18 protein-coding genes and 1 pseudogene are annotated in these 19,490 nt (G+C 47.7%); 13 read left to right on the forward strand and 6 right to left on the reverse strand.

What is annotated here, in order from left to right:
- Positions 1 to 64: 64 nt before the first annotated feature.
- The 8 genes and pseudogenes from KAH19_RS03465 (at position 65) to hemL (ending at position 8,310) form a co-directional block, all read left to right on the forward strand.
- Positions 65 to 676, forward strand: coding sequence for a hypothetical protein (locus KAH19_RS03465; RefSeq protein WP_210685112.1), 612 nt, complete (start codon positions 65 to 67; stop codon positions 674 to 676).
- 160 nt (positions 677 to 836) lie between these two features.
- Positions 837 to 1,382: an NADH peroxidase gene (locus tag KAH19_RS03470; protein WP_210685113.1), complete on the forward strand. Its 546-nt coding sequence runs from the start codon at positions 837 to 839 to the stop codon at positions 1,380 to 1,382.
- A gap of 269 nt (positions 1,383 to 1,651) precedes the next feature.
- Positions 1,652 to 2,314, forward strand: coding sequence for a bifunctional precorrin-2 dehydrogenase/sirohydrochlorin ferrochelatase (locus KAH19_RS03475; protein WP_210685114.1), 663 nt, complete (start codon positions 1,652 to 1,654; stop codon positions 2,312 to 2,314).
- Positions 2,268 to 3,572 carry a glutamyl-tRNA reductase gene (gene hemA / locus KAH19_RS03480; RefSeq protein ID WP_210685115.1) on the forward strand — a complete coding sequence of 435 codons (1,305 nt, stop codon included), beginning with the start codon at positions 2,268 to 2,270 and terminating at the stop codon, positions 3,570 to 3,572. Before KAH19_RS03475 ends, hemA begins: the two co-directional genes overlap by 47 nt.
- Positions 3,544 to 4,464 carry a hydroxymethylbilane synthase gene (gene hemC / locus KAH19_RS03485; RefSeq protein ID WP_210685116.1) on the forward strand — a complete coding sequence of 307 codons (921 nt, stop codon included), beginning with the start codon at positions 3,544 to 3,546 and terminating at the stop codon, positions 4,462 to 4,464. The genes hemA and hemC overlap by 29 nt, the downstream gene beginning before the upstream one ends.
- 13 nt (positions 4,465 to 4,477) lie before the next feature.
- Positions 4,478 to 5,995 (forward strand): annotated as a pseudogene (gene cobA / locus KAH19_RS03490) (uroporphyrinogen-III C-methyltransferase).
- A gap of 14 nt (positions 5,996 to 6,009) precedes the next feature.
- Positions 6,010 to 6,999 carry a porphobilinogen synthase gene (gene hemB, locus KAH19_RS03495; RefSeq protein WP_246869420.1) on the forward strand — a complete coding sequence of 330 codons (990 nt, stop codon included), beginning with the start codon at positions 6,010 to 6,012 and terminating at the stop codon, positions 6,997 to 6,999.
- Positions 7,000 to 7,011: 12 nt separating this feature from the next.
- The gene (gene hemL / locus KAH19_RS03500; protein ID WP_210685117.1) at positions 7,012 to 8,310 is read left to right on the forward strand and encodes a glutamate-1-semialdehyde 2,1-aminomutase; all 1,299 of its coding nucleotides are present in this window, start codon (positions 7,012 to 7,014) and stop codon (positions 8,308 to 8,310) included.
- A gap of 101 nt (positions 8,311 to 8,411) precedes the next feature.
- On the opposite strand, the gene KAH19_RS03505 is transcribed toward hemL, so the two are convergent.
- The gene (locus KAH19_RS03505) at positions 8,412 to 8,969 is read right to left on the reverse strand and encodes a hypothetical protein (RefSeq protein WP_246869421.1); all 558 of its coding nucleotides are present in this window, start codon (positions 8,967 to 8,969) and stop codon (positions 8,412 to 8,414) included.
- Between the two features lie 367 nt (positions 8,970 to 9,336).
- Between KAH19_RS03505 and KAH19_RS03510 the strand changes: the two genes are divergently transcribed.
- Complete coding sequence (locus KAH19_RS03510) at positions 9,337 to 9,774, forward strand: Rrf2 family transcriptional regulator (protein WP_210685118.1); 438 nt, start codon at positions 9,337 to 9,339, stop codon at positions 9,772 to 9,774.
- A 119-nt stretch (positions 9,775 to 9,893) separates the two neighbouring features.
- Here the strand turns inward: KAH19_RS03510 and cysK are convergent, their stop codons facing one another.
- The gene (gene cysK, locus KAH19_RS03515; protein ID WP_040565217.1) at positions 9,894 to 10,823 is read right to left on the reverse strand and encodes a cysteine synthase A; all 930 of its coding nucleotides are present in this window, start codon (positions 10,821 to 10,823) and stop codon (positions 9,894 to 9,896) included.
- A 406-nt stretch (positions 10,824 to 11,229) separates the two neighbouring features.
- On the opposite strand from cysK, the gene KAH19_RS03520 reads away from it, so the two are divergent.
- The 4 genes from KAH19_RS03520 to rbr all read left to right on the forward strand — a co-directional run bounded on the left by KAH19_RS03520 (position 11,230) and on the right by rbr (position 15,320).
- Complete coding sequence (locus tag KAH19_RS03520) at positions 11,230 to 12,375, forward strand: cysteine desulfurase family protein (protein WP_210685119.1); 1,146 nt, start codon at positions 11,230 to 11,232, stop codon at positions 12,373 to 12,375.
- A gap of 4 nt (positions 12,376 to 12,379) precedes the next feature.
- Positions 12,380 to 13,459 (forward strand): [FeFe] hydrogenase H-cluster radical SAM maturase HydE, encoded by a 1,080-nt coding sequence (gene hydE / locus KAH19_RS03525; protein WP_210685120.1) that lies wholly within the window; start codon positions 12,380 to 12,382, stop codon positions 13,457 to 13,459.
- Positions 13,456 to 14,529, forward strand: coding sequence for a tRNA 2-thiouridine(34) synthase MnmA (gene mnmA, locus KAH19_RS03530; protein WP_210685121.1), 1,074 nt, complete (start codon positions 13,456 to 13,458; stop codon positions 14,527 to 14,529). Before hydE ends, mnmA begins: the two co-directional genes overlap by 4 nt.
- Positions 14,530 to 14,780: 251 nt before the next feature.
- Positions 14,781 to 15,320: a rubrerythrin gene (gene rbr, locus KAH19_RS03535; RefSeq protein ID WP_009146377.1), complete on the forward strand. Its 540-nt coding sequence runs from the start codon at positions 14,781 to 14,783 to the stop codon at positions 15,318 to 15,320.
- A gap of 189 nt (positions 15,321 to 15,509) precedes the next feature.
- On the opposite strand, the gene KAH19_RS03540 is transcribed toward rbr, so the two are convergent.
- From KAH19_RS03540 to KAH19_RS03555, 4 genes are all read right to left on the reverse strand, one after another.
- Positions 15,510 to 16,763 carry an ATP-binding protein gene (locus tag KAH19_RS03540; RefSeq protein ID WP_210685122.1) on the reverse strand — a complete coding sequence of 418 codons (1,254 nt, stop codon included), beginning with the start codon at positions 16,761 to 16,763 and terminating at the stop codon, positions 15,510 to 15,512.
- Positions 16,764 to 16,979: 216 nt separating this feature from the next.
- Positions 16,980 to 17,459, reverse strand: coding sequence for a 23S rRNA (pseudouridine(1915)-N(3))-methyltransferase RlmH (gene rlmH, locus KAH19_RS03545; protein WP_210685123.1), 480 nt, complete (start codon positions 17,457 to 17,459; stop codon positions 16,980 to 16,982).
- Positions 17,456 to 18,553 (reverse strand): S1C family serine protease, encoded by a 1,098-nt coding sequence (locus KAH19_RS03550; protein WP_210685124.1) that lies wholly within the window; start codon positions 18,551 to 18,553, stop codon positions 17,456 to 17,458. The genes rlmH and KAH19_RS03550 overlap by 4 nt, the downstream gene beginning before the upstream one ends.
- Before the next feature lie 13 nt (positions 18,554 to 18,566).
- The gene (locus KAH19_RS03555; RefSeq protein WP_210685125.1) at positions 18,567 to 19,382 is read right to left on the reverse strand and encodes an MBL fold metallo-hydrolase; all 816 of its coding nucleotides are present in this window, start codon (positions 19,380 to 19,382) and stop codon (positions 18,567 to 18,569) included.
- Positions 19,383 to 19,490: the final 108 nt, after the last annotated feature.

The following is a 19,490-nucleotide window of genomic DNA, read 5'->3' on the forward strand; positions in this document are numbered from 1 at the left end:
AACTATCTTTATATGCTAAAATTAAGTTAAGACCAAAATTATGTTGTAAAAGGAGCGATGCAAAATGAAATCCACACATGCTTTATTAGCTTTTGGCGCAGCAATCTGCCTTGCAACCACCTGCAGCCTGAGCGCCTATGCTTCTCCGCTGAAGAATTATGACGCAGGCAAGGTTGCTATTGATGCAGGCATTACTCTGCCATCCAGTCTTAAAGGTGACAACTATAAATTCAGCAAATCCAACAGTACCTATCTTGGCGCAACTGTCGGCATCGGTCAAAAAACTGCTTTAAACTACAAATGGAATAATTACAAAGCAGACGAAGCCAAAACCCGCGCCCAACAATTCAATATTATGTATAAAGTTCTGCCTGGTATTTCCGCTTATGCAGGTTATCTGAACGCTGATACCTCCGGTGACTTTGGCGGCAAAACCAAAAACTCCGGTCAAATCGGTCTGCAGGCTGCCTATGATATTCCCGCACTCTTCACTGTTTGGGGAAATGTGGGCTACGGCAACAGAAACAGCGGCTATGAAATTGGCATCAGCAAGCCTATTCTGAACAACCTGGAAGTTAATGCTTCTTACTATAATCAGACATTCGATGATGCTTTCGGCGAAGACCTCGACATGAAGGCTAAAGGCGTTAACCTGGGCTTAACTCTCAAATTTTAATTTGTCAGCGACGGCTAACTAAATTAAAATAAAAACTAACGGATAATTATTATTGACAACTGTGCCGGCCTGTGTTATTATATAAGTGTCAAGGGCACACAAGCTGTGCAAGTCAAAATAAAATTAAGCAATGCAATATAAAAACATGGAGGGAACTAATATGAAAAAATTTGTATGTCAAGTATGTGGTTATGTATATGAAGGCGAAGCTGCTCCGGTAAAATGCCCGCAATGCGGCGCTCCCGCTTCCAAATTCCAGGAAATGGCTGCTGAAATGGGCTGGGCTGCCGAGCACGTTGTAGGCATCGCTTCCGACGTTCCTGAAGATATCAAAGCTGATCTGCGCGCTAACTTCAACGGCGAATGCTCCGAAGTTGGTATGTACCTGGCAATGAGCCGCGTAGCTTTCCGCGAAGGCTATCCGGAAATCGGCCTGTACTGGGAAAAAGCTGCTTTCGAAGAAGCTGAACATGCTGCTAAATTCGCAGAACTGCTGGGCGAAGTTGTAACCGACTCCACCAAAAAGAACCTGGAAATGCGTGTAGAAGCTGAAAACGGTGCAACCGCAGGCAAAACCGACCTGGCTAAACGTGCTAAAGCTCTGAACCTGGATGCTATCCATGACACCGTTCATGAAATGGCTCGTGACGAAGCTCGCCACGGCAAAGCTTTCGCAGGCCTGCTGAAAAGATATTTCGGTAAATAATTAACCAATAAAAATTAATAAGACTTAATAAGGCTCCCGCTGAGTAATCCTGACGGATTACGGCGGGAGTTTTTTCGGTTTTTAACAGCCATTTACTGTTTTAGCCGGAATCATTCCGCCAATCTTCTTGCTTTATACACTTTCTTATGTTTTTCACACTTAAAAAGCCTTCAATATCTTTATAAATTGCTTAAGATATGATATTATATAAAGGTTAGGAAACATATTTAATGACACTCATTATCACGTTCCTATAGGTGGTTAATTATATGCTTATTAAAACTAATTTTCATTATCCTGCTATGCTGCGTGTAGCAGGCAAAAACTGCGTAATCATCGGCGGCGGTGCTGTTGCTGCCCGTAAACTGGCAACGCTGCTGGATGCCGAAGCTAAAGTAACGGTTGTTGCGCCGCTCTTCTGTGACGAAGTGCAAACGCTCGCCTCAGCACAGAGCTGTACGCTCATCAATGATTACTACAAACCGGAATATCTGCAGAATGCATTTGTGGTTATTGCCGCCACAGATAATAAGGCTGTAAACAGGCAGATTTCAGAGGCTGCTCCCTGCCTCATCAATAATATTACCGAACCCGAGCTGAGTAATTTCACTGTCCCCTCAGCTATCAGCGAAGGTGATATTACCATTGCGTTAGCAACAGGCGGTATGCCTGCTTTTACGCGTCTGCTGAAAAAACAGCTGGAACACATTCTGACACCCGAGCTGGCTGACTTCAACAGCTTTCTGCTGCTGCAGCGTGAAGCTGTCAAAAACATTGAAAGTACGCCGCAGGAGCGGACGCAATTCTGGCGCAGTGTTTTGAAACAGGATTTACTAAATTTAGTTATGGCAGGTAAGGCTGCTCAAGCAAAGGAGAAGGTATTAGATGCAGTTAACAGTTTTAGGACTCAATCACAGGACCGCCCCCGTTGAGATCCGTGAACGTTTCAATTTTTCCAATGACAGGGTGGCAAGTATTCTGCGCCGCCTGCGCAATTACGATAATATTCCCGAAGCCATGCTGCTTTCCACCTGCAACCGCACAGAGCTGTACATGGTTATCGAAAATCCGCATGAAGCAATTCCTTTTATCAAATCATTGCTCAAGCATTTAGCAGGTGAACATTACCAAAGCGATTATTTTTACAATCTTAACGGAACAAATTGCGTCAAGCATCTGTTCCGTGTAGCCTCCAGTCTGGACTCCCTGATTGTCGGTGAAGGCCAGATTCTCAGCCAGATTAAAAATGCGTATCAGATTGCCCGCAATAACGGTATGACAGATACAATTCTCAATACCATCATGAATAAGGCAATTGCCGTCGGCAAGCGCGTGCGTACCGAAACAAAAATTGCTTACAGCAGTGTATCCGTTTCCAGTGCCGCTGTTGACCTGGCCATCAAAATTTTAGGCGACCTGAGCAAGGCCCAGATTCTGGTGGTAGGTGCCGGTCATATGAGCGAGCTCACCGCACAGCATCTGTTGGACAAGGGTGCGCAGACTATTTGCGTCAGCAACCGTCACTACGAAAGAGCGCAGGATCTGGCAGACAAATTCCACGGTACGGCTATTCCCTACCGTGCTATGTTCGAGCATGCCGCCGATGCCGATATTATCATAACTTCTACCGGTGCGCCGCATTACGTGCTTACCGTAGAAAATTTGGGACCACTGCTGCCCAAGCGCAACGGCAGGCCGCTGATTCTGATTGATATTGCCGTTCCGCGTGACGTCGATCCAAGACTTGCCGATGTTGACGGTGTAACCATTTATAACATTGACGATTTGGAAGGCGTTGTTGATACCAATAAAAACTTCCGTGAAAAGGAAGCTCACGTTGCCGAACAGATTATCAGCGAAGAGATTGGTGCCCTCAAGGAGCGTCTGCGTTATTACACAATGCGCCCTGTTATGGTACAGCTGCATGATAAAATGAATTTCCTGCGCCAGAAGGTTTTGAAGAAGGCCTTTATTAAAATGCCGAAGCTTACCGATCATGAAAAGCGCATTATTGACCTGATGACCCAACGTCTGGAGCATAAATTCCTGCGCGAGCCTATGAAGGCTATGAATGCTGTAGCAGGCACCGCAGAGGAAGAACGCTATAAAAAGATGATGTGTGATTTATTTTTATTAAACGAAACCGGAGAGGAGTTTGGTGATGAAAGCAAAATTGACGATTGGGACTAGACAAAGTCTTTTAGCGCTTTGGCAAAGCAATCATATTGCAGCCTTACTGCGCAAGCAATACCCTGAATGTGAGGTTGTACTGAAAAAAATTGTCACCAAAGGCGACCGTATTTTAGACGTACCCCTGGCGCAAATCGGCGGCAAGGGTTTATTTACCAAGGAAATTGAAGAGGATCTTTTAGACGGTACTATTGATTTGGCAGTACATAGTCTGAAGGATATGCCTACCGTTCTGCCGGAAGGCCTGTGTCTGACAGCAATTACCGAGCGTGCCAACGTTGGCGATGCTTTTGTCAGCAACAAATATGGCAGCTTCGAAGAGCTGCCGCTCGGTGCTGTAGTCGGCACCAGCAGCCTGCGCCGCAAGGCACAGCTGTTAGCTAAGCGTCCGGATTTGGAAATCCGCGACCTGCGCGGCAACGTTGATACCCGCCTGCGTAAGCTGGATGAAGGACTGTACGATGCTATTATTCTGGCCGCTGCAGGCTTAGAGCGTCTGGGTCACGGCGACCGTATCTCCAGCCTGATTCCTGCTGATGTCTGCCTGCCGGCTGTAGGCCAGGGCGCATTGGCAATCGAAGCGCGTACCGAGGATAAAGAAGTACGCGATATGCTGAGCTTCTTAAACGACCTGAACACCAAACAGGCTACCGATGCCGAGCGTGCCTTCTTGGGCTTACTGGAAGGCGGCTGTCAGGTTCCTATCGGCGTACATGCCGACGTTGAAGGTGAAAACATTCGCATTGAAGCAATCATTGCTGCCTTGGACGGCAGCACTATTCTGCGTGATACAATAAACGGTAAGGCTGATGACGCTGTCAGCCTCGGTCAACAGCTTGGCAAAAAAATGCTGGCTGCCGGCGGTCAGGAAATTCTGGCCTCTATTCTTTAAGGAGAGTGACATCATGACAAAACAAGGTAAAGTATATTTAATCGGTGCAGGCCCCGGCGACCCGGGCCTTCTGGGACTCAAGGCCAAGGAATGCCTGCAGACTGCAGACGCTGTTGTTTATGACCGTCTGGCAGATCCGCGTATCCTGGCCTTCGCCCGCAAGGATGCAGAAATGGTTTACGTTGGCAAAGCCAGCGCCAATCACACCATGCGCCAGCCCGATATCAACAAGCTGTTGGTAAAACTGGCTGCCGAAGGTAAGGTTGTAGCACGTTTGAAGGGCGGCGACCCCTTTGTATTCGGCCGCGGCGGCGAAGAAGCCATCGAACTGCGTGAAGCAGGCCTGCCGTTTGAGTTCGTTCCCGGCGTAACCAGTGCTATTGCTGTTGCCGAATATGCCGGTATCCCTGTTACCCATCGTCATGTAGCAACCTCCTTTGCCGTTATTACCGGTCACGAGGATCCTACTAAAGGCGAATCCACCATCCATTGGAATGGTCTGGCAACCTCTGTTGACACTCTCGTTTTCCTCATGGGTGTAGAAAATATTGAAAAAATCAGCCGCGAGCTCATCGATAACGGCCGCAGCGCCGACTGCCCGGCTGCCGTTATCCGCTGGGGCACTCATCCCGAACAGCGCACACTGATTACTACCCTTGGCAAAGCTGCCGCTGACGTTAAAGCAACCGGCATGAAGCCGCCTGCTATCTTCCTCGTTGGCGAGGTTGTACGTCTGCGTGAGCAGTTGCAATGGTTCGATAACAAACCCCTCTTCGGCAAAACCGTTATCGTTACCCGCGCACGTGCACAAGCCAGCGCTCTCACCAAAAAGCTGGAAGCACAGGGTGCCAAGGTTATCGAAGCTCCGGCTATCAAAATTATTCCGGCAGCAGATTACGCTCCGCTGGACAACGCTATTGCCAATATCAATAACTACAAATGGCTTGTCTTCACCAGCGCTAACGGCGTAGATTACTTCTTCGAGCGTCTGGGCGCTGCTAAGAAGGACGCACGCGCCCTAGCTAACGTTAAGCTTGCTGCTATCGGCAGCGCCACCGCCAAGGCTCTGGCAGAGCACGGCCTCACCGCCGACCTCATTCCTTCCGCTTATAAAGCAGAGGAGCTGGCCGAAGCACTGGCAGGCGAAATTACCGCCGGTGACAAAATCCTGCTGGCACGTGCTAAGGTTGCACGCGAAGTATTGCCCGAATCTCTGCGCAAAATCGGTGCCATCGTTGACGTCGTAACTGCTTACGAAACCGTTGCCGACTGAGAAAACAAGGATGAGCTTATCGAAGCTCTCGAAAGCGGCGAAGCAAGCATCATAACCTTCACCAGCAGCAGCACCGTAACCAATCTGCTCGAGGTTCTCGGCGACAAGAAGGAACTGCTGAACAAGGCTGCTCTGGCTGCTATCGGCCCCGTAACCGCAGATACCCTGAAAAAGCATGGCTATACTCCGGCTATCAATGCCGCTGAATATACAATCGACGGCCTCATGACCGCTATCACAAATTTTTATAATAAATAAGGAAGTGTATCAAGATGAGTATTACCGGTTTTCCTGTATACCGTCCGCGCCGCACACGCGCTACTGAAAATCTGCGTGCAATGATCCGTGAAACCGAGGTTTCCGTAAAAGACTTAATCTATCCGCTTTTCGTCGTTCCCGGCGAAAACGTTAAACATGAAATCGAATCTCTGCCCGGCAACTACCACTGGTCCATCGACCGCGTTATGGAATGTGTCGACGAGGTTGTAGAGCTGGGTATTCCCGCTGTCCTGCTCTTCGGCGTGCCGTCCTACAAGGACGCTGTCGGCAGCAGCGGCTGGGATATGAACGAGCCTGTACAACAAGCCTGCAAGCTTATTAAGGAAAAATATCCTGAACTGGTTATCATTACCGACGTCTGCCTGTGCGAATACACCGACCATGGTCATTGCGGCGTGCTGCAAAACGGCTGCACCGTCAACAACGATGAAACTCTGCCGCTGCTGGCTAAGGTTGCTGTTTCCCACGCTCAGGCCGGTGCTGACATGATTGCTCCCTCCAATATGATGGACGGTTATGTTAAGGCTATCCGCGAAGCACTGGATGCAGCAGGCTTCAACCATATTCCTATCATGGCTTATTCCGCAAAATTTGCTTCCGCATATTACGGCCCCTTCCGTGCCGCAGCAGACTCTGCTCCGTCCGCAGGCGACCGCAAAGGCTACCAGATGGACCCTGCCAACAGCGACGAGGCTCTGCGCGAAGTTGCTCTGGATATTGAAGAAGGCGCAGATATCGTTATGGTTAAACCGGCGCTGGCCTTCCTCGACATTGTGCAACGTGTACACGAAACCTTTAACCGTCCGCTGTGTGTTTATAATGTCAGCGGTGAATATGCTATGGTTAAGGCTGCAGCTGAAAAAGGCTGGATTGACGAAAAACGTATCGTTATGGAAACCATGCTGGGCTTCAAGCGTGCCGGTGCCAAAATGATTATTACCTACCATGCGCTTGATGTAGCAAAATGGCTGCAAGGCAAATAAGGAGATATAACAATGAAACATACAAAATCTCAGGCTGCTTTTGAGGAAGCACGCCAATATATCCCCGGCGGCGTTAACAGCCCCGTGCGCTCCTTCCGCAGTGTCGGCGGTGTACCGCCGTTCATCTCCGGCGGCAAGGGCAGCAAAATCTATGACATCGACGGCAACGAATACATCGACTACGTTATGTCCTACGGTCCGCTGCTCATGGGCCATGTACCTGACTGCGTAACAGACGCTATCAAGGCTGCAGCTGAAAAGGGCACCTCCTACGGCGCTCCGACAATTGCCGAAACCGAGCTGGCAAAATTAGTCTGCCGCCTCGTTCCGTCTATGGATATGGTCCGCATGGTCAACAGCGGTACCGAAGCAACTATGAGTGCTCTGCGTCTGGCACGTGCCTACACCGGCCGTGACTGCATCATTAAATTCATCGGCTGCTACCATGGTCACCATGACAGCCTGCTTGTTAAAGCAGGTAGCGGCGGAGCTACCTTTGGTGTACCCGACAGCCCGGGCGTACCCAAAGCAGTAGCAGCAACCACTATTACCGTACCGTTCAACGATCTTCCTGCTCTGGAAAAGGTTTTTGCCGAGCGCGGCGAAGAAATCGCCTGCGTTATCATGGAACCTACTCCGGGCAACATGGGCCTGGTGCTTCCGCACGAAGGCTTCCTGGAAGGCGTGCGTGCCATCACTAAAAAGTATGGTGCTCTCCTCATCTGTGATGAGGTTATGAGCGGCTTCCGCAGCGCTCAGGGCGGCAGCCAGTCCCTCTATGACATTGACCCCGATATCACCTGCCTCGGCAAGGTAATCGGCGGCGGTCTGCCTGTTGCTGCTTACGGCGGCAAGCGCGAAATCATGCAAATGGTTTCTCCTGCAGGCCCAATGTATCAGGCAGGTACCTTAAGCGGTAACCCGCTGGCTATGGCCGCAGGCATTGCTGCACTCACCTACATGGAACAGAACGATGTCTGCAACCGCGCAGAAAGCCTTTGCGCTATTCTGACCGGCGGCTTGGAGAAGGCAGCAGCTAAGGCCGGCGTACCTGTACAGATTCATCGCCTCGGCAGCATGTTCACCGTTTTCTTCAGCGATAAACCGGTAACTGATTTTGACAGCGCTGCAGCCAGCGATCTGGAAGCCTTCAAAATCTACTTCCACTCTATGCTGGAGCAAGGCATCTATCTGCCTCCTTCTCAGTTCGAAACAAACTTTGTTTCCGTTGCTCACAGTCCCGAGGATTTGCAAAAGACTATCGATGCTGCGGAAATTGCCTTCGCTGAGGTTGCCAAAGCAAGAAAATAACAGCTAAAGCATCAAAAAAAATAAGCGTGCAGGCTTGCACAAGCTGACATCAGTCAGCAGTAAGCCTGCACGCTTTTAGTTTTAAATTTTAAAACTTCATCTTAGCCACGAATCAGCTTAATAGAAGGCACTGCCGCTCTGACAAATTTCCACAGCAGCACGGAAATACTGCAATCCATAACCGAATGCAAAACTGTACCGGCACCTACCAGCACGATAACGCTCATCACAAAGCCATTGGACAGCTGCTCCGGCGTAAACATATAACCGCTGAAGAAAAAGGGCGCTACTACCAGCACCTCACCCAGAGCATGCAATACAGCAAGTCCCAGATTCAGACCGATACCTGCAACGAAGCTCTCCATAATATTCGGATAGCGTTTAATAATTAATGCACCGACCAGAGCGAAAATAATATGGGTTGCTGCACGCGCAGCGATAATCAAGGGCGTGGTTACGAAAAAGCCCATCGTTGTACCCAGGCAGACAGCAGCTGCCACCTTAGGTGAAATAAACATTGCCAAAAAGATTGCTACATGCGCACCCAAAGTAAAGGACATCGGTCCGATAATCACCTTCGGCATAACCATAGGTACAACCAAGCCTATAGCGCACAGTACACCTGCGAGAACAAGCTGATAAATATTTTTATGTTCCAAGAGTATTGCCTCCCATTCATGTATTAGCTAGTGATTATAGCACTATTTGAGATAACTTGCAAGTACTATGTAAAAATGATTTTTTTAAAATTAGGTTATTCACTTCTCCCGGTGGATTTATCCCGATAATTTCCCACTTATCCCCAGTTTTTCACAAAAGTTATCCACAATGTGCATAACTTTTGTGGATTGGTGGATAAAAGCTGTGCATTCCCTTTATAAAAATCTCCCTATCCATAAACACTTCCGCCTGCTGCTTATTATTCCGCTCCCCCAGCCTCCTCGATTTGACTTATTATCCATAATAGCATATAATTTAAGTAGGTTTATAGATAATTACCGAGTTTAACTCAAAGGTGGAGAATCAATGAAAATATCAACTAAAGGACGCTATGCCCTGCGCATGATGCTGGATCTGGCAGAGCATCAGCAGAACGGCTTTGTTGCCCTCAAGGACATTGCGGCAAGACAAAACATTTCCAAAAAATATCTGGAGCAGATTGTGCCTATTCTGAATAAATCAAACTTCCTGCAAGCCAACCGTGGCTTTCAGGGCGGTTACCGTCTGGTAAACGCACCGCGTGAGTATACTGTCGGCAGCATCCTGCGCCTGACAGAAGGCAACCTTACGCCGGTAGCTTGTCTGGACTTTAACCCTGTGGGCTGCGAACGCCGCAACGAATGCATTACCTTGCCGCTGTGGCAGGGATTGAACAAGGTTATTGCAGATTATCTGGACAATATCACTCTGCAGGATATTCTCGACAACTATAAAGCTCGCAGCATTGATAATTATTCGATTTAATGCTTAAACCGCCGGTTGCATAACGCCGGCGGTTTTTTGCGCTCTAAATTAAAGAAAGCAGTCCGCGCAGACTGCTTTCTTTTGGTTAGGAAATGGGATGTGATATGTATTTTATCTGCTTATTCAGCAAATAACGGAGTGGAGAGATAACGCTCGCCGGTATCAGGCAGCAGCGCTACGATAACCTTGCCCTTGTTTTCAGGGCGTTTTGCCAGCACAGTTGCCGCATATACAGCAGCACCGGAGGAAATGCCTATCAGCACGCCTTCCTTATGGGCAATAGCACGACCGGTTTTGAAGGCATCCTCGTTTTCAACGGCGATGATTTCATCATAAACCTTGGTATCCAGGGTGTCAGGTACAAAGCCTGCGCCGATGCCCTGAATTTTATGCGGGCCGGCAACACCTTTGGAAAGTACCGGAGAACCTGCAGGCTCTACAGCAACAACCTTCACATTGGGATTTTGGGATTTCAGATATCCGCCTACACCGGAAAGAGTACCGCCTGTACCTACACCGGCAACAAAGATATCAACCTTGCCTTCGGTATCCTGCCAGATTTCCGGACCGGTAGATGCTCTGTGGGTTGCAGGGTTAGCAGGATTGGTGAACTGGCTGGGGATAAAGCTGTTCGGAGTGCTTTCTGCCAGCTCCTGAGCTTTGGCAATCGCACCTTTCATACCCTTAGCACCGTCAGTCAGCACAAGCTGTGCGCCATAAGCCTTCAGAAGATTGCGGCGTTCAACGCTCATGGTTTCAGGCATAGTCAAAATAATTTTGTAACCGCGGGCAGCAGCTACGGATGCCAGACCGATACCGGTGTTGCCGCTGGTGGGCTCAATAATAGTAGCCCCCGGCTTAAGAACACCCTTAGCCTCTGCATCATCAATCATTGCTTTAGCAATTCTATCTTTGACGCTGCCTGCAGGATTGAAATATTCCAGTTTGCCCAGAATCTTTGCTTCCAGCTTGTTTTCAGCTTCGTAGTTTTTCAGCTCCAGCAGCGGAGTGCCGCCAATCAAATCAGTAATGCTAGTATAAATTGCCATAATAAATCGCTCCTTTGTATTCATCTGATCAGTAAATTATCGTTACATAGTTTTTATTTCTTATATTAACAGGTAATCAGAGTCTACATCGTGTATCAAAATACAAGCTTTTCATTGGTATAATCCCTCATTTTCTCTGTTTTGTAATCTCTAGTAAGCATAGTTGATTTATAGGTATTATTATACTGATTTTTTACTTACTGTCAACAAAAAGAATTAAAATTTTCTTCTCTTGACAAAAAAAGGTCTGTAATGTACCATATGAAACATATTAATACAGTAGGAATTAAATTTTACTCAAAATACGCCGCAAAAAGACGCTGACTCTGTAAATCTCACGCCGGTAAGCGTATAATATAAAAGTAAAAGCAGGATTTCCGCTATTGAAGGAGAATGTTTTACTATTATGGAAAAGCAATTTATCTATGCAGATAATGCAGCTACAACTAAAATGAGCGACGTTGCCGTCAAGGCAATGCTGCCCTATCTTCAGGAAATATATGCCAATGCTTCCAGCGTGCACCTTTTAGGTCAGCGCAGTGCAGCAGCTTTGTTTAGCGCACGGCAGCAGACGGCACAGGTACTTAACTGTGCGCCGAAGGAAGTTTTCTTTACCTCCGGCGGCAGCGAAGCAGATAACCAGGCGCTTATCAGCGCTGCGGCCCTCGGCAAAAAGCAGGGCAAATGCCACATCGTTTCCACTGCCATGGAGCATCATGCTATTTTGCACACGCTCGAAGCGCTGGAGAATCAGGGCTTTACCGTAACACTGCTGCGTCCGCAGGCTGACGGCATCGTCACCGCCACGCAGGTAGCAGAAGCTATTACAGATACCACCTGTCTTGTTTCCGTCATGTACGCCAACAACGAAACAGGCGCCATCCAGCCTATACGCGAAATCGGCGCGCTCTGCCGCAAGCGCGATATACTTTTCCATACTGACGCTGTGCAGGCTGCAGGTCACCTTACAATCGACGTACAGCGCGATAACATAGATATGCTTTCGCTTTCCGCACACAAATTCCATGGACCGAAGGGCATCGGCCTTTTATTTGCCAAGAACAATATTCAGCTTACAAGCCTTATCCGCGGCGGCGGACAAGAGAGAGGCAAGCGTGCCGGTACGGAAAATCTTCCCGGCATCATCGGTCTTGCCGCAGCGCTTAAGGACGCGCAGGAAAATATGCAGGCAAACACTGCTTATATCACAGGCCTGCGCGATGCTCTGCGCAACGGTTTAGATAAAATTGACGCTGCAAGCTTCAACGGCAGCCGTGAGCACTGCCTTCCCGGCACGGTCAACTACAGCTTCCGGGGCGTAAACGGTGAAGCTTTGCTTTCACTGCTTTCCAACGAAGGTATCTGCTGCTCGTCCGGCTCCGCCTGCTCCGCAGGCTCGCTTGAGCCCAGCCATGTACTGCTGGCTCTCGGCCTGAGCAAGGAAACAGCTCAAAGCGCCCTGCGCTTTTCGCTGTGCGAATACAATACAATGGACGAAGTCCAAACAATTATAACTAAAGTCACAGAAGCGGTAAACCGCTTACGGAGGTAAACTTATGCTGTCAACAGCTGCCAATTTAATAAAAAAGCTCGCCTGTGAGCATGACCTGAGCGACGCAGAGCTTTTGACGCTGATAACAAGCACTGACCCTGACCTCAACAAGCTGCTCGCCTGTGAAGCGGATAAACTACGTCGTCAATATTACGGCGATAAGGTCTATATCCGCGGACTGATTGAATTCACCAATTACTGCAAAAATAACTGCTACTACTGCGGTATCCGCGCCGGCAACAGCCTTGCGGAGCGCTACCGTCTGACGCAGGAGGAAATCCTTGCCTGCTGCGCCGAAGGCTATAGGCTTGGCTTCCGCACCTTCGTGCTGCAGGGCGGCGAGGATGCGTATTATACGGATGACAAAATCTGCGCCATCGTCAGCGCCATCCGCAAGCAGCATCCCGACTGCGCTATTACGCTGTCCATCGGTGAAAAAAGCCGTGCCAGCTACCAGGCATACTTCGATGCAGGCGCCAACCGTTATCTGCTGCGCCATGAAACTGCGGATGCGGAGCATTACGCTAAGCTGCATCCTGCCAACATGAGCCTGGAAAACCGCAAGCGTTGCCTGTTTGACCTCAAGGAAATAGGTTATCAGGTTGGCTCCGGCTTCATGGTCGGTTCCCCCTACCAGACGCCGCAAAACATTGGCAGCGACCTGCGCTTTCTGCAAAAGCTGCAGCCTGATATGATTGGCATAGGTCCTTACATTACGCATAAACACACACCGTTTAAGGATATGGCAAGCGGTACTTTAGAGCAGACGCTGCGCCTGCTGTCTATCCTGCGACTGCTCTTCCCTTACGCGCTGCTGCCTTCGACAACAGCCCTCGGCACTATCCATCCCAATGGACGCGAGCTGGGACTGCAGGCCGGCGGCAACGTCGTGATGCCTAACCTTTCACCTGTAGGAGTACGCAAAAAATACGAGCTGTACACCAACAAAATCTGTACCGGCGAGGAGGCAGCCCAATGCCGTGGCTGTCTGGAGGCACGCGTAAAAATAGCAGGCTATAACATAGTACCCGATAGAGGCGATGTACGCCGCACTTTAGATAAATCAGAAGGAGAAAATTTATGAACAAGAAAGCACTAATCGCTATGAGCGGCGGCGTTGATTCCAGCGTTTCCGCATTAATGATGCTGGAGCAGGGCTACGAATGCACCGGCGTAACCATGAAGCTTTTTGCCAACGAGGATATCGGCGTTTCCAAAGCCAACAGCTGCTGCTCCATTGATGACGTAGCAGATGCCCGCAGCGTAGCAACAAGCCTTGGCATGCCTTACTACGTTTTCAACTTTGCCGACCGCTTTGAACGCGACGTTATCGACCGCTTTGTTGACGCTTACGTTAACGGCAGAACACCTAACCCCTGCATTGACTGCAACCGCTATCTGAAATTCGACCAGCTCTTCGTACGCGCACAGGAGCTTGGCTGTGACTATGTTGTCACCGGCCACTATGCGCAAATCAGCTATGATGAAGCCAAAGGCCGCTATCTGCTGCGCAAGGCAGTTGATCCTTTGAAGGACCAAAGCTATGTGCTTTATTCACTCACACAGGAGCAGCTGGCACACGCTATGTTCCCTCTCGGCGGTCTGCATAAGACACAGGTGCGCGAAATTGCCGAAAAGCATGGCTTCGTCAACGCTCAAAAGCATGACAGCCAGGATATCTGCTTTATCCAGACCGGCACCTACGCTGATTTCATCGAAGCACGCCTGGGACGAAAATTCAAGCCCGGCAACTTCGTAGATGAAGCAGGCAACGTGCTTGGCAGACACAAGGGCATTATCCATTACACCGTCGGTCAACGCAAAGGCCTTGGCTTGGCGTTGCCGCAGCCTATGTATGTTAAAGAGATTGACACCAAGAACAACGCTGTTATCCTCACAACAAACGAGGGACTGTTTACCAAAAACGTTACAGCTAAGAATATCAATCTTATCGACTGCGACGCTATCACCGAACCGCGCCGCGTGAAAGCACGCATCCGTTACCATCAGCAGGAGCAATGGGCAACTGTTACCCAGCCTGACGCAGATACGCTGCAGCTCGTTTTTGACGAGCCTCAGCGCGCCATTACCAAAGGTCAGTCCGTGGTTATGTATGACGGTGACGTAGTTATCGGCGGCGGCACAATCGTGTAATAACCTGCAAATTAAAAGCATCAGTTGCTACAATAATTGTAGCAACTGATGCTCTTTTATTATACTCGTTCTGAATGAGTAATAATTTTACCAGTTGTCAGCAAAACCTTTTTAAGCATGATTAATATTTTCTTTATATATACATTGTTAACACTTACTCTATATGATAGAATATAAACAGGCAGATATAAAGCGAAACAATATTTTTCTACCGCTCTAAAATAAGTTTGCCAGAAGTAAGGAGGAATAATATGAAATCATTAAAAGGCACCAAAACCGAAAAGAACCTGTTGGAGGCATTTGCTGGTGAATCCATGGCACGCAACAAATACACCTGGTTTGGTATTGTAGCCCGCAAAGCAGGCTATGATCAAATCGCTGAATTATTTGAGAAAACCGCTAATAATGAAAAAGCTCACGCTTATATGTGGTTCAAGGAATTAGACCAGTTAGGCGATACTGCAGCTAACCTTTTAGCAGCAGCTGAAGGCGAAAACCATGAATGGACCGATATGTATGTAAAAATGGCACAAGAAGCTGAGGAAGAAGGTTTCCCTGAAATCGCAGCAAAAATGCGCGGTGTTGCAGCTATCGAAAAACGTCATGAAGAACGCTATCGTAAACTCTTACAAAACATCGAAGAAATGAAGGTTTTCAGCAAAGACAGCGGCCTGACCATTTGGGAATGCCGCAACTGTGGTCATATTGTAGTCGGCCCCAGCGCTCCGGAAGTTTGCCCTGTCTGCGCTCATCCGCAAGGTTTCTTTGAAGTACATATGGATAACTTCTAAGCTTATACATCTCCCCAAACGCATAAGAGAAAGTACAAAAGTGTAGCGTAAAATTTACGTTGCACTTTTTCTTTATTTCCGTTTCAAAGCCAATACGCAAATGAAACGCAAATTTTTACGTTTCATTTCTAATGCAACGTAAAAGAGCCGTGCAAATTATGCATGGCTCTAATATCTTATAATGAATTTTTAGGTTAAGGAATATTTTGTACCCCTACCCTTGCCACCTTTAACAAGCTTATTTTTCTCCACTAAGCTGTTCAACAATCTGATAGTTTTAGCTCTACTAAAGCCTGTTATAGCTGAAACATCAGAGCTTGCCAAAACTAAGTTAGCGGCAAAGACTTCTAAAACTGCTTGCTCATCCACATCAAGCGGAATTTGATACTCCACGCTAGGCAAAGTAACCATTACAGCATTGTCACTTATAGCAAAATTCGGTTTCACGTCAGCGTTCCTGTATGCTTCTAAAATTCTACGCACTCCAGTACCAAAGATTTCTACATACTTTAATCTGAAGAATACATTGCCTAAAGTAGGATTACGTAAAACAGATACATAACCCTTCAAATATTCTTCCTTGCTAACACCTAATGGTAAGCCACCAGGAGAAACTATTTCTATTTTATCAGTATACATCAATACTCTTATATTAGCATTGATATCCCATGTGCGATGTACTAAAGCATTAGCTAATGCCTCACGAAATGCCTTTTCAGGAATCTGTTCCTTAGTAATTCGTTCAGCGCCCTTTATCTGTTCATATACGTAATAACGCCTGAATAGCTTTATCGCCTTAGCAAATTGCTCAATAACTGATACATTCTTAATGAGCTCCCTATCTAAAATCACATCATTACTGCTACCAAATTTAGCAATATCAATGCCCGGGAAGCTGTTAGTATCTGCCAAAAGTTCTCCGGCATTGTTGAATCTGTCCTTGCTGTAATATAAATTCAAGGTTCTGCATATATCTTTTGTCAGCTTCTTAATGCCAAGCTTAGCCTGCAATTCCTTTTCTAAAATAGTAAATTTTAATTCGCTATTTCCAGTAGGAAGTTCATCATAATATTTTCCCGTACCAAGTAAAGTCAAACGATTCAATTCACCTCTATCAACCTCTATGGTAGAAGTATCGTTACGTTTATAGGCCTTTCCCTTATACAAATACGGTTTGTCCAGACCTTCAGAAACCTTTAAAGCTATAGTATTATTTTGAGAATTAATTCTCAGTGTAAAATCAGGCTTTGGTGAAATGCTGTCATTGATACGATTTTCTAAATCAAGGCATACCTTTTCAGGATTATTTATACCACAAGGAGTTCCGTCATCCCTTACGCCAAATAAAATTTCTCCAGCGCCATAATTAGCATAAGCACTGACTGTTTTCAGAAATGTATTGTTGACCTCAGACTTAAATTCCAGGCTTTTAGTTTCTTTCATCTTTTACGCCTCCTATCACTATTAAACAAATTGTAGCAGAACTCAGCAGTAAGCGCAACGTATTTTTTTACGTTTCATTTTCATTCCACTTTCATCTCATTTTTCATTTTAAAACCAATACGTAAACGAAACGCAAATTTTTACGTTTCATTTCTGTTGCAACGAAAAAGAGCCGTGCCTACGCACGACTCTTTTTTATTGCTTATAATGTTTATTTTACCAATGGTATTTTTCGCCTCTGCTGATTTTAAAAGCACGGTAAATCTGCTCAATCAACAATAAACGAATCATCTGATGCGTAAAGGTCATTTTTGAAAAGCTCAGTGCCAGATCAGCACGCTTACGCAACGCATCAGTATAGCCAAAGGCACCGCCAATCACAAAGGTGATATGGCTGTTGCCGGCAAGTGCCAGCTCGTCCAGCTTTGCCGCCAAATCCGGGCTGCTAAGCTGCTTGCCGATGACATCCAGCAAAATCACATAGGAATTTGCCGGGATAATTGCCAGCAGGCGCTGCGTTTCACGCTCCAGCACCTGCTGCTTTTCCGCCGGGGAGGGATTATCCGGCATACGCTCCTCATTTATTGCCAGCGTTTCCAGCTTGCAGAAGGGCGTCAGCCTTTTGCTGAATTCCTCTATACCCGCAGTAAGATATTTTTCTTTAATTTTGCCTACACAGGCTATCGTTATCTTCAATTGCCGTAATCCTTCGGAACCTCTTCCAATACCACAGTTCTGCTTTCTCTCTGACCATTACGCATAATAGTTACTTCGGCTCTGTCGCCTACCTTGCATTTAGACAGAGCAGTACGCAGGTCAAGCGCTGTCTTTACCTTGCTGCCGTTAAAGCTCAGGATAATATCGCCGGGGCGGATATCAGCTTTCGCTGCCGGACTGCCGGGAACAACCTTAACGAGGAAGATACCGCCATGCAGATTGATTTCAAAGCCATAGCGGTCAGCAATTTCCTGATCCATCAGCGAAGCGCCCAGATACGGTCTTGCAATGCGGCCGCGCTCTGCCAGCTCCTGCAGAATAGGTTTAGCTGTGTTGATAGGAATAGCAAAGCCAATGCCTTCAACACCGCTTACAGCAACCTTAGCACTGTTGATGCCCACTACCTCGCCGTCAGCATTTACCAATGCACCGCCGCTGTTGCCTGGGTTAATTGCCGCATCAGTCTGAATCAGGTTGAACTTGCGCTCGCCTACTTCAATGCTGCGGTTCAACGCACTGATAACGCCTGCGGTTACACTGCCGCGGAATTCCAGTCCCAGCGGATTGCCGATAGCAATTGCCGGTTCGCCGACCTGCAAGGTATCACTGTCACCAAAGGTAGCAACGGTAAGATTATCCGCATCAATTTTTACTACAGCCAAATCGGTTACGGCATCGGCACCCAGAACCTTGCCTTTAACGGTACGTCCGTCAGGCAGGCTGACGATGATTTCCGATGCGCCCTCAACTACGTGGTTGTTGGTTGCAATATAGCCGGCCTTGTCATAAATAACGCCGCTGCCTGTACCGCGCTCCATCAGCTGCGTGCGGTTGAAGAAGTCACGCACATAGGCCTTGTTGGTGATACCTACGACAGCAGGACCAACCTTCTTGGCGGCAGCTACAATCGGTGTATTGCGTGCTGCGCTCAGCTGCTGCTCTGTCTTAGCAGCAGGCTTATCATGCACTGCGGCAGATGTTTTATTGTCGCCGCAGCCGGCAACCAGAATTGCCGCACCTAAAAGACCACAGACAAAAATATTGGCCGATTTTTTCCAGATACTTTTGTTCATCTGTATCCACTCCTTATTTTAAATCTAAGACTGCCGGCAGCGGACTGTCTGCTACTACCCTGTTCTGGGCAGCCACAAAAAGCTCTGTTTCCTGCAGGCGGTTATTATCTTGTAAAATATTCTGCACCGTATCCTGCGCCAGCTGCGGCAGGTTATTGTGCTCGCTCAGGTGCGCCAACACGATATGCTCCGGCAGACGCTCGAGCTCCGTCAGAAAATGTCCGGCAGTATCATTGGATAAATGTCCCAGCGTACTTAAAATGCGTTGCTTCAGATGACGCGGATATGGACCATTTTTCAGCATTTCCACATCATGATTGGCTTCGAGCACCAAAGCACTGCTGCCGGCAACTGCCTCACGTATGGTATCGGTAACAAAGCCCGCATCCGTAAGATATGTGCACTTTGAGCCGTTGCTGCGGCTCGTAAAGGTATAGCCGTGCGGGTCAACGGCATCATGCGGTATGCTGAAGCTCTGTACCTCCAGATCACCGCAAAGCAGGCGGTTATTGTCAATAAGACGGCAGTTCTGGCGCACCAGACTGCTGTCCTTGGCTAATATTGCACGCCAGGTAAGCGCACTGCTGTATACAGGCACCTGATAATTTTTTAAAAAGGTTGCCAGCCCGCGGACATGGTCGACATGCTCATGTGTAATAAACACACCGTCCAGCTCGTTTACGCTGACACCTATTTCCTTCATTCTCGTTGTCAACGCTCTGCAGCTGATACCTATATCAACCAAAAAGCGTTGCTTTGCTGTGCTTATCAAAGCGGCATTCCCCTTGCTGCCGCTGGCCAGCATCACAATCTGAAAGTCGTTTAGCACCAAGCCTTCACTCCTATCAATATAACATCTTTATTATAGCAAATTCATATACTGCTATTGTGGCATTTTGGTAAAAAGAACGCTACAAAAATCTGACATAATTACTCA

Origin of the sequence: Phascolarctobacterium sp. Marseille-Q4147 (genome assembly GCF_017968825.1) — a bacterium.
Classification (GTDB): Bacteria; Bacillota; Negativicutes; order Acidaminococcales; family Acidaminococcaceae; genus Phascolarctobacterium_A.

Coding starts and splice junctions, on each gene's coding strand:
- KAH19_RS03465 (WP_210685112.1), top strand. CDS start 65: ATGAAATCCACACATGCTTTATTAGCTTTTGGCGCAGCAATCTGCCTT.
- KAH19_RS03470 (WP_210685113.1), top strand. CDS start 837: ATGAAAAAATTTGTATGTCAAGTATGTGGTTATGTATATGAAGGCGAA.
- KAH19_RS03475 (WP_210685114.1), top strand. CDS start 1,652: ATGCTTATTAAAACTAATTTTCATTATCCTGCTATGCTGCGTGTAGCA.
- hemA (WP_210685115.1), top strand. CDS start 2,268: ATGCAGTTAACAGTTTTAGGACTCAATCACAGGACCGCCCCCGTTGAG.
- hemC (WP_210685116.1), top strand. CDS start 3,544: ATGAAAGCAAAATTGACGATTGGGACTAGACAAAGTCTTTTAGCGCTT.
- hemB (WP_246869420.1), top strand. CDS start 6,010: ATGAGTATTACCGGTTTTCCTGTATACCGTCCGCGCCGCACACGCGCT.
- hemL (WP_210685117.1), top strand. CDS start 7,012: ATGAAACATACAAAATCTCAGGCTGCTTTTGAGGAAGCACGCCAATAT.
- KAH19_RS03510 (WP_210685118.1), top strand. CDS start 9,337: ATGAAAATATCAACTAAAGGACGCTATGCCCTGCGCATGATGCTGGAT.
- cysK (WP_040565217.1), bottom strand. CDS start 10,823: ATGGCAATTTATACTAGCATTACTGATTTGATTGGCGGCACTCCGCTG.
- KAH19_RS03520 (WP_210685119.1), top strand. CDS start 11,230: ATGGAAAAGCAATTTATCTATGCAGATAATGCAGCTACAACTAAAATG.
- hydE (WP_210685120.1), top strand. CDS start 12,380: ATGCTGTCAACAGCTGCCAATTTAATAAAAAAGCTCGCCTGTGAGCAT.
- mnmA (WP_210685121.1), top strand. CDS start 13,456: ATGAACAAGAAAGCACTAATCGCTATGAGCGGCGGCGTTGATTCCAGC.
- rbr (WP_009146377.1), top strand. CDS start 14,781: ATGAAATCATTAAAAGGCACCAAAACCGAAAAGAACCTGTTGGAGGCA.
- KAH19_RS03540 (WP_210685122.1), bottom strand. CDS start 16,763: ATGAAAGAAACTAAAAGCCTGGAATTTAAGTCTGAGGTCAACAATACA.
- KAH19_RS03550 (WP_210685124.1), bottom strand. CDS start 18,553: ATGAACAAAAGTATCTGGAAAAAATCGGCCAATATTTTTGTCTGTGGT.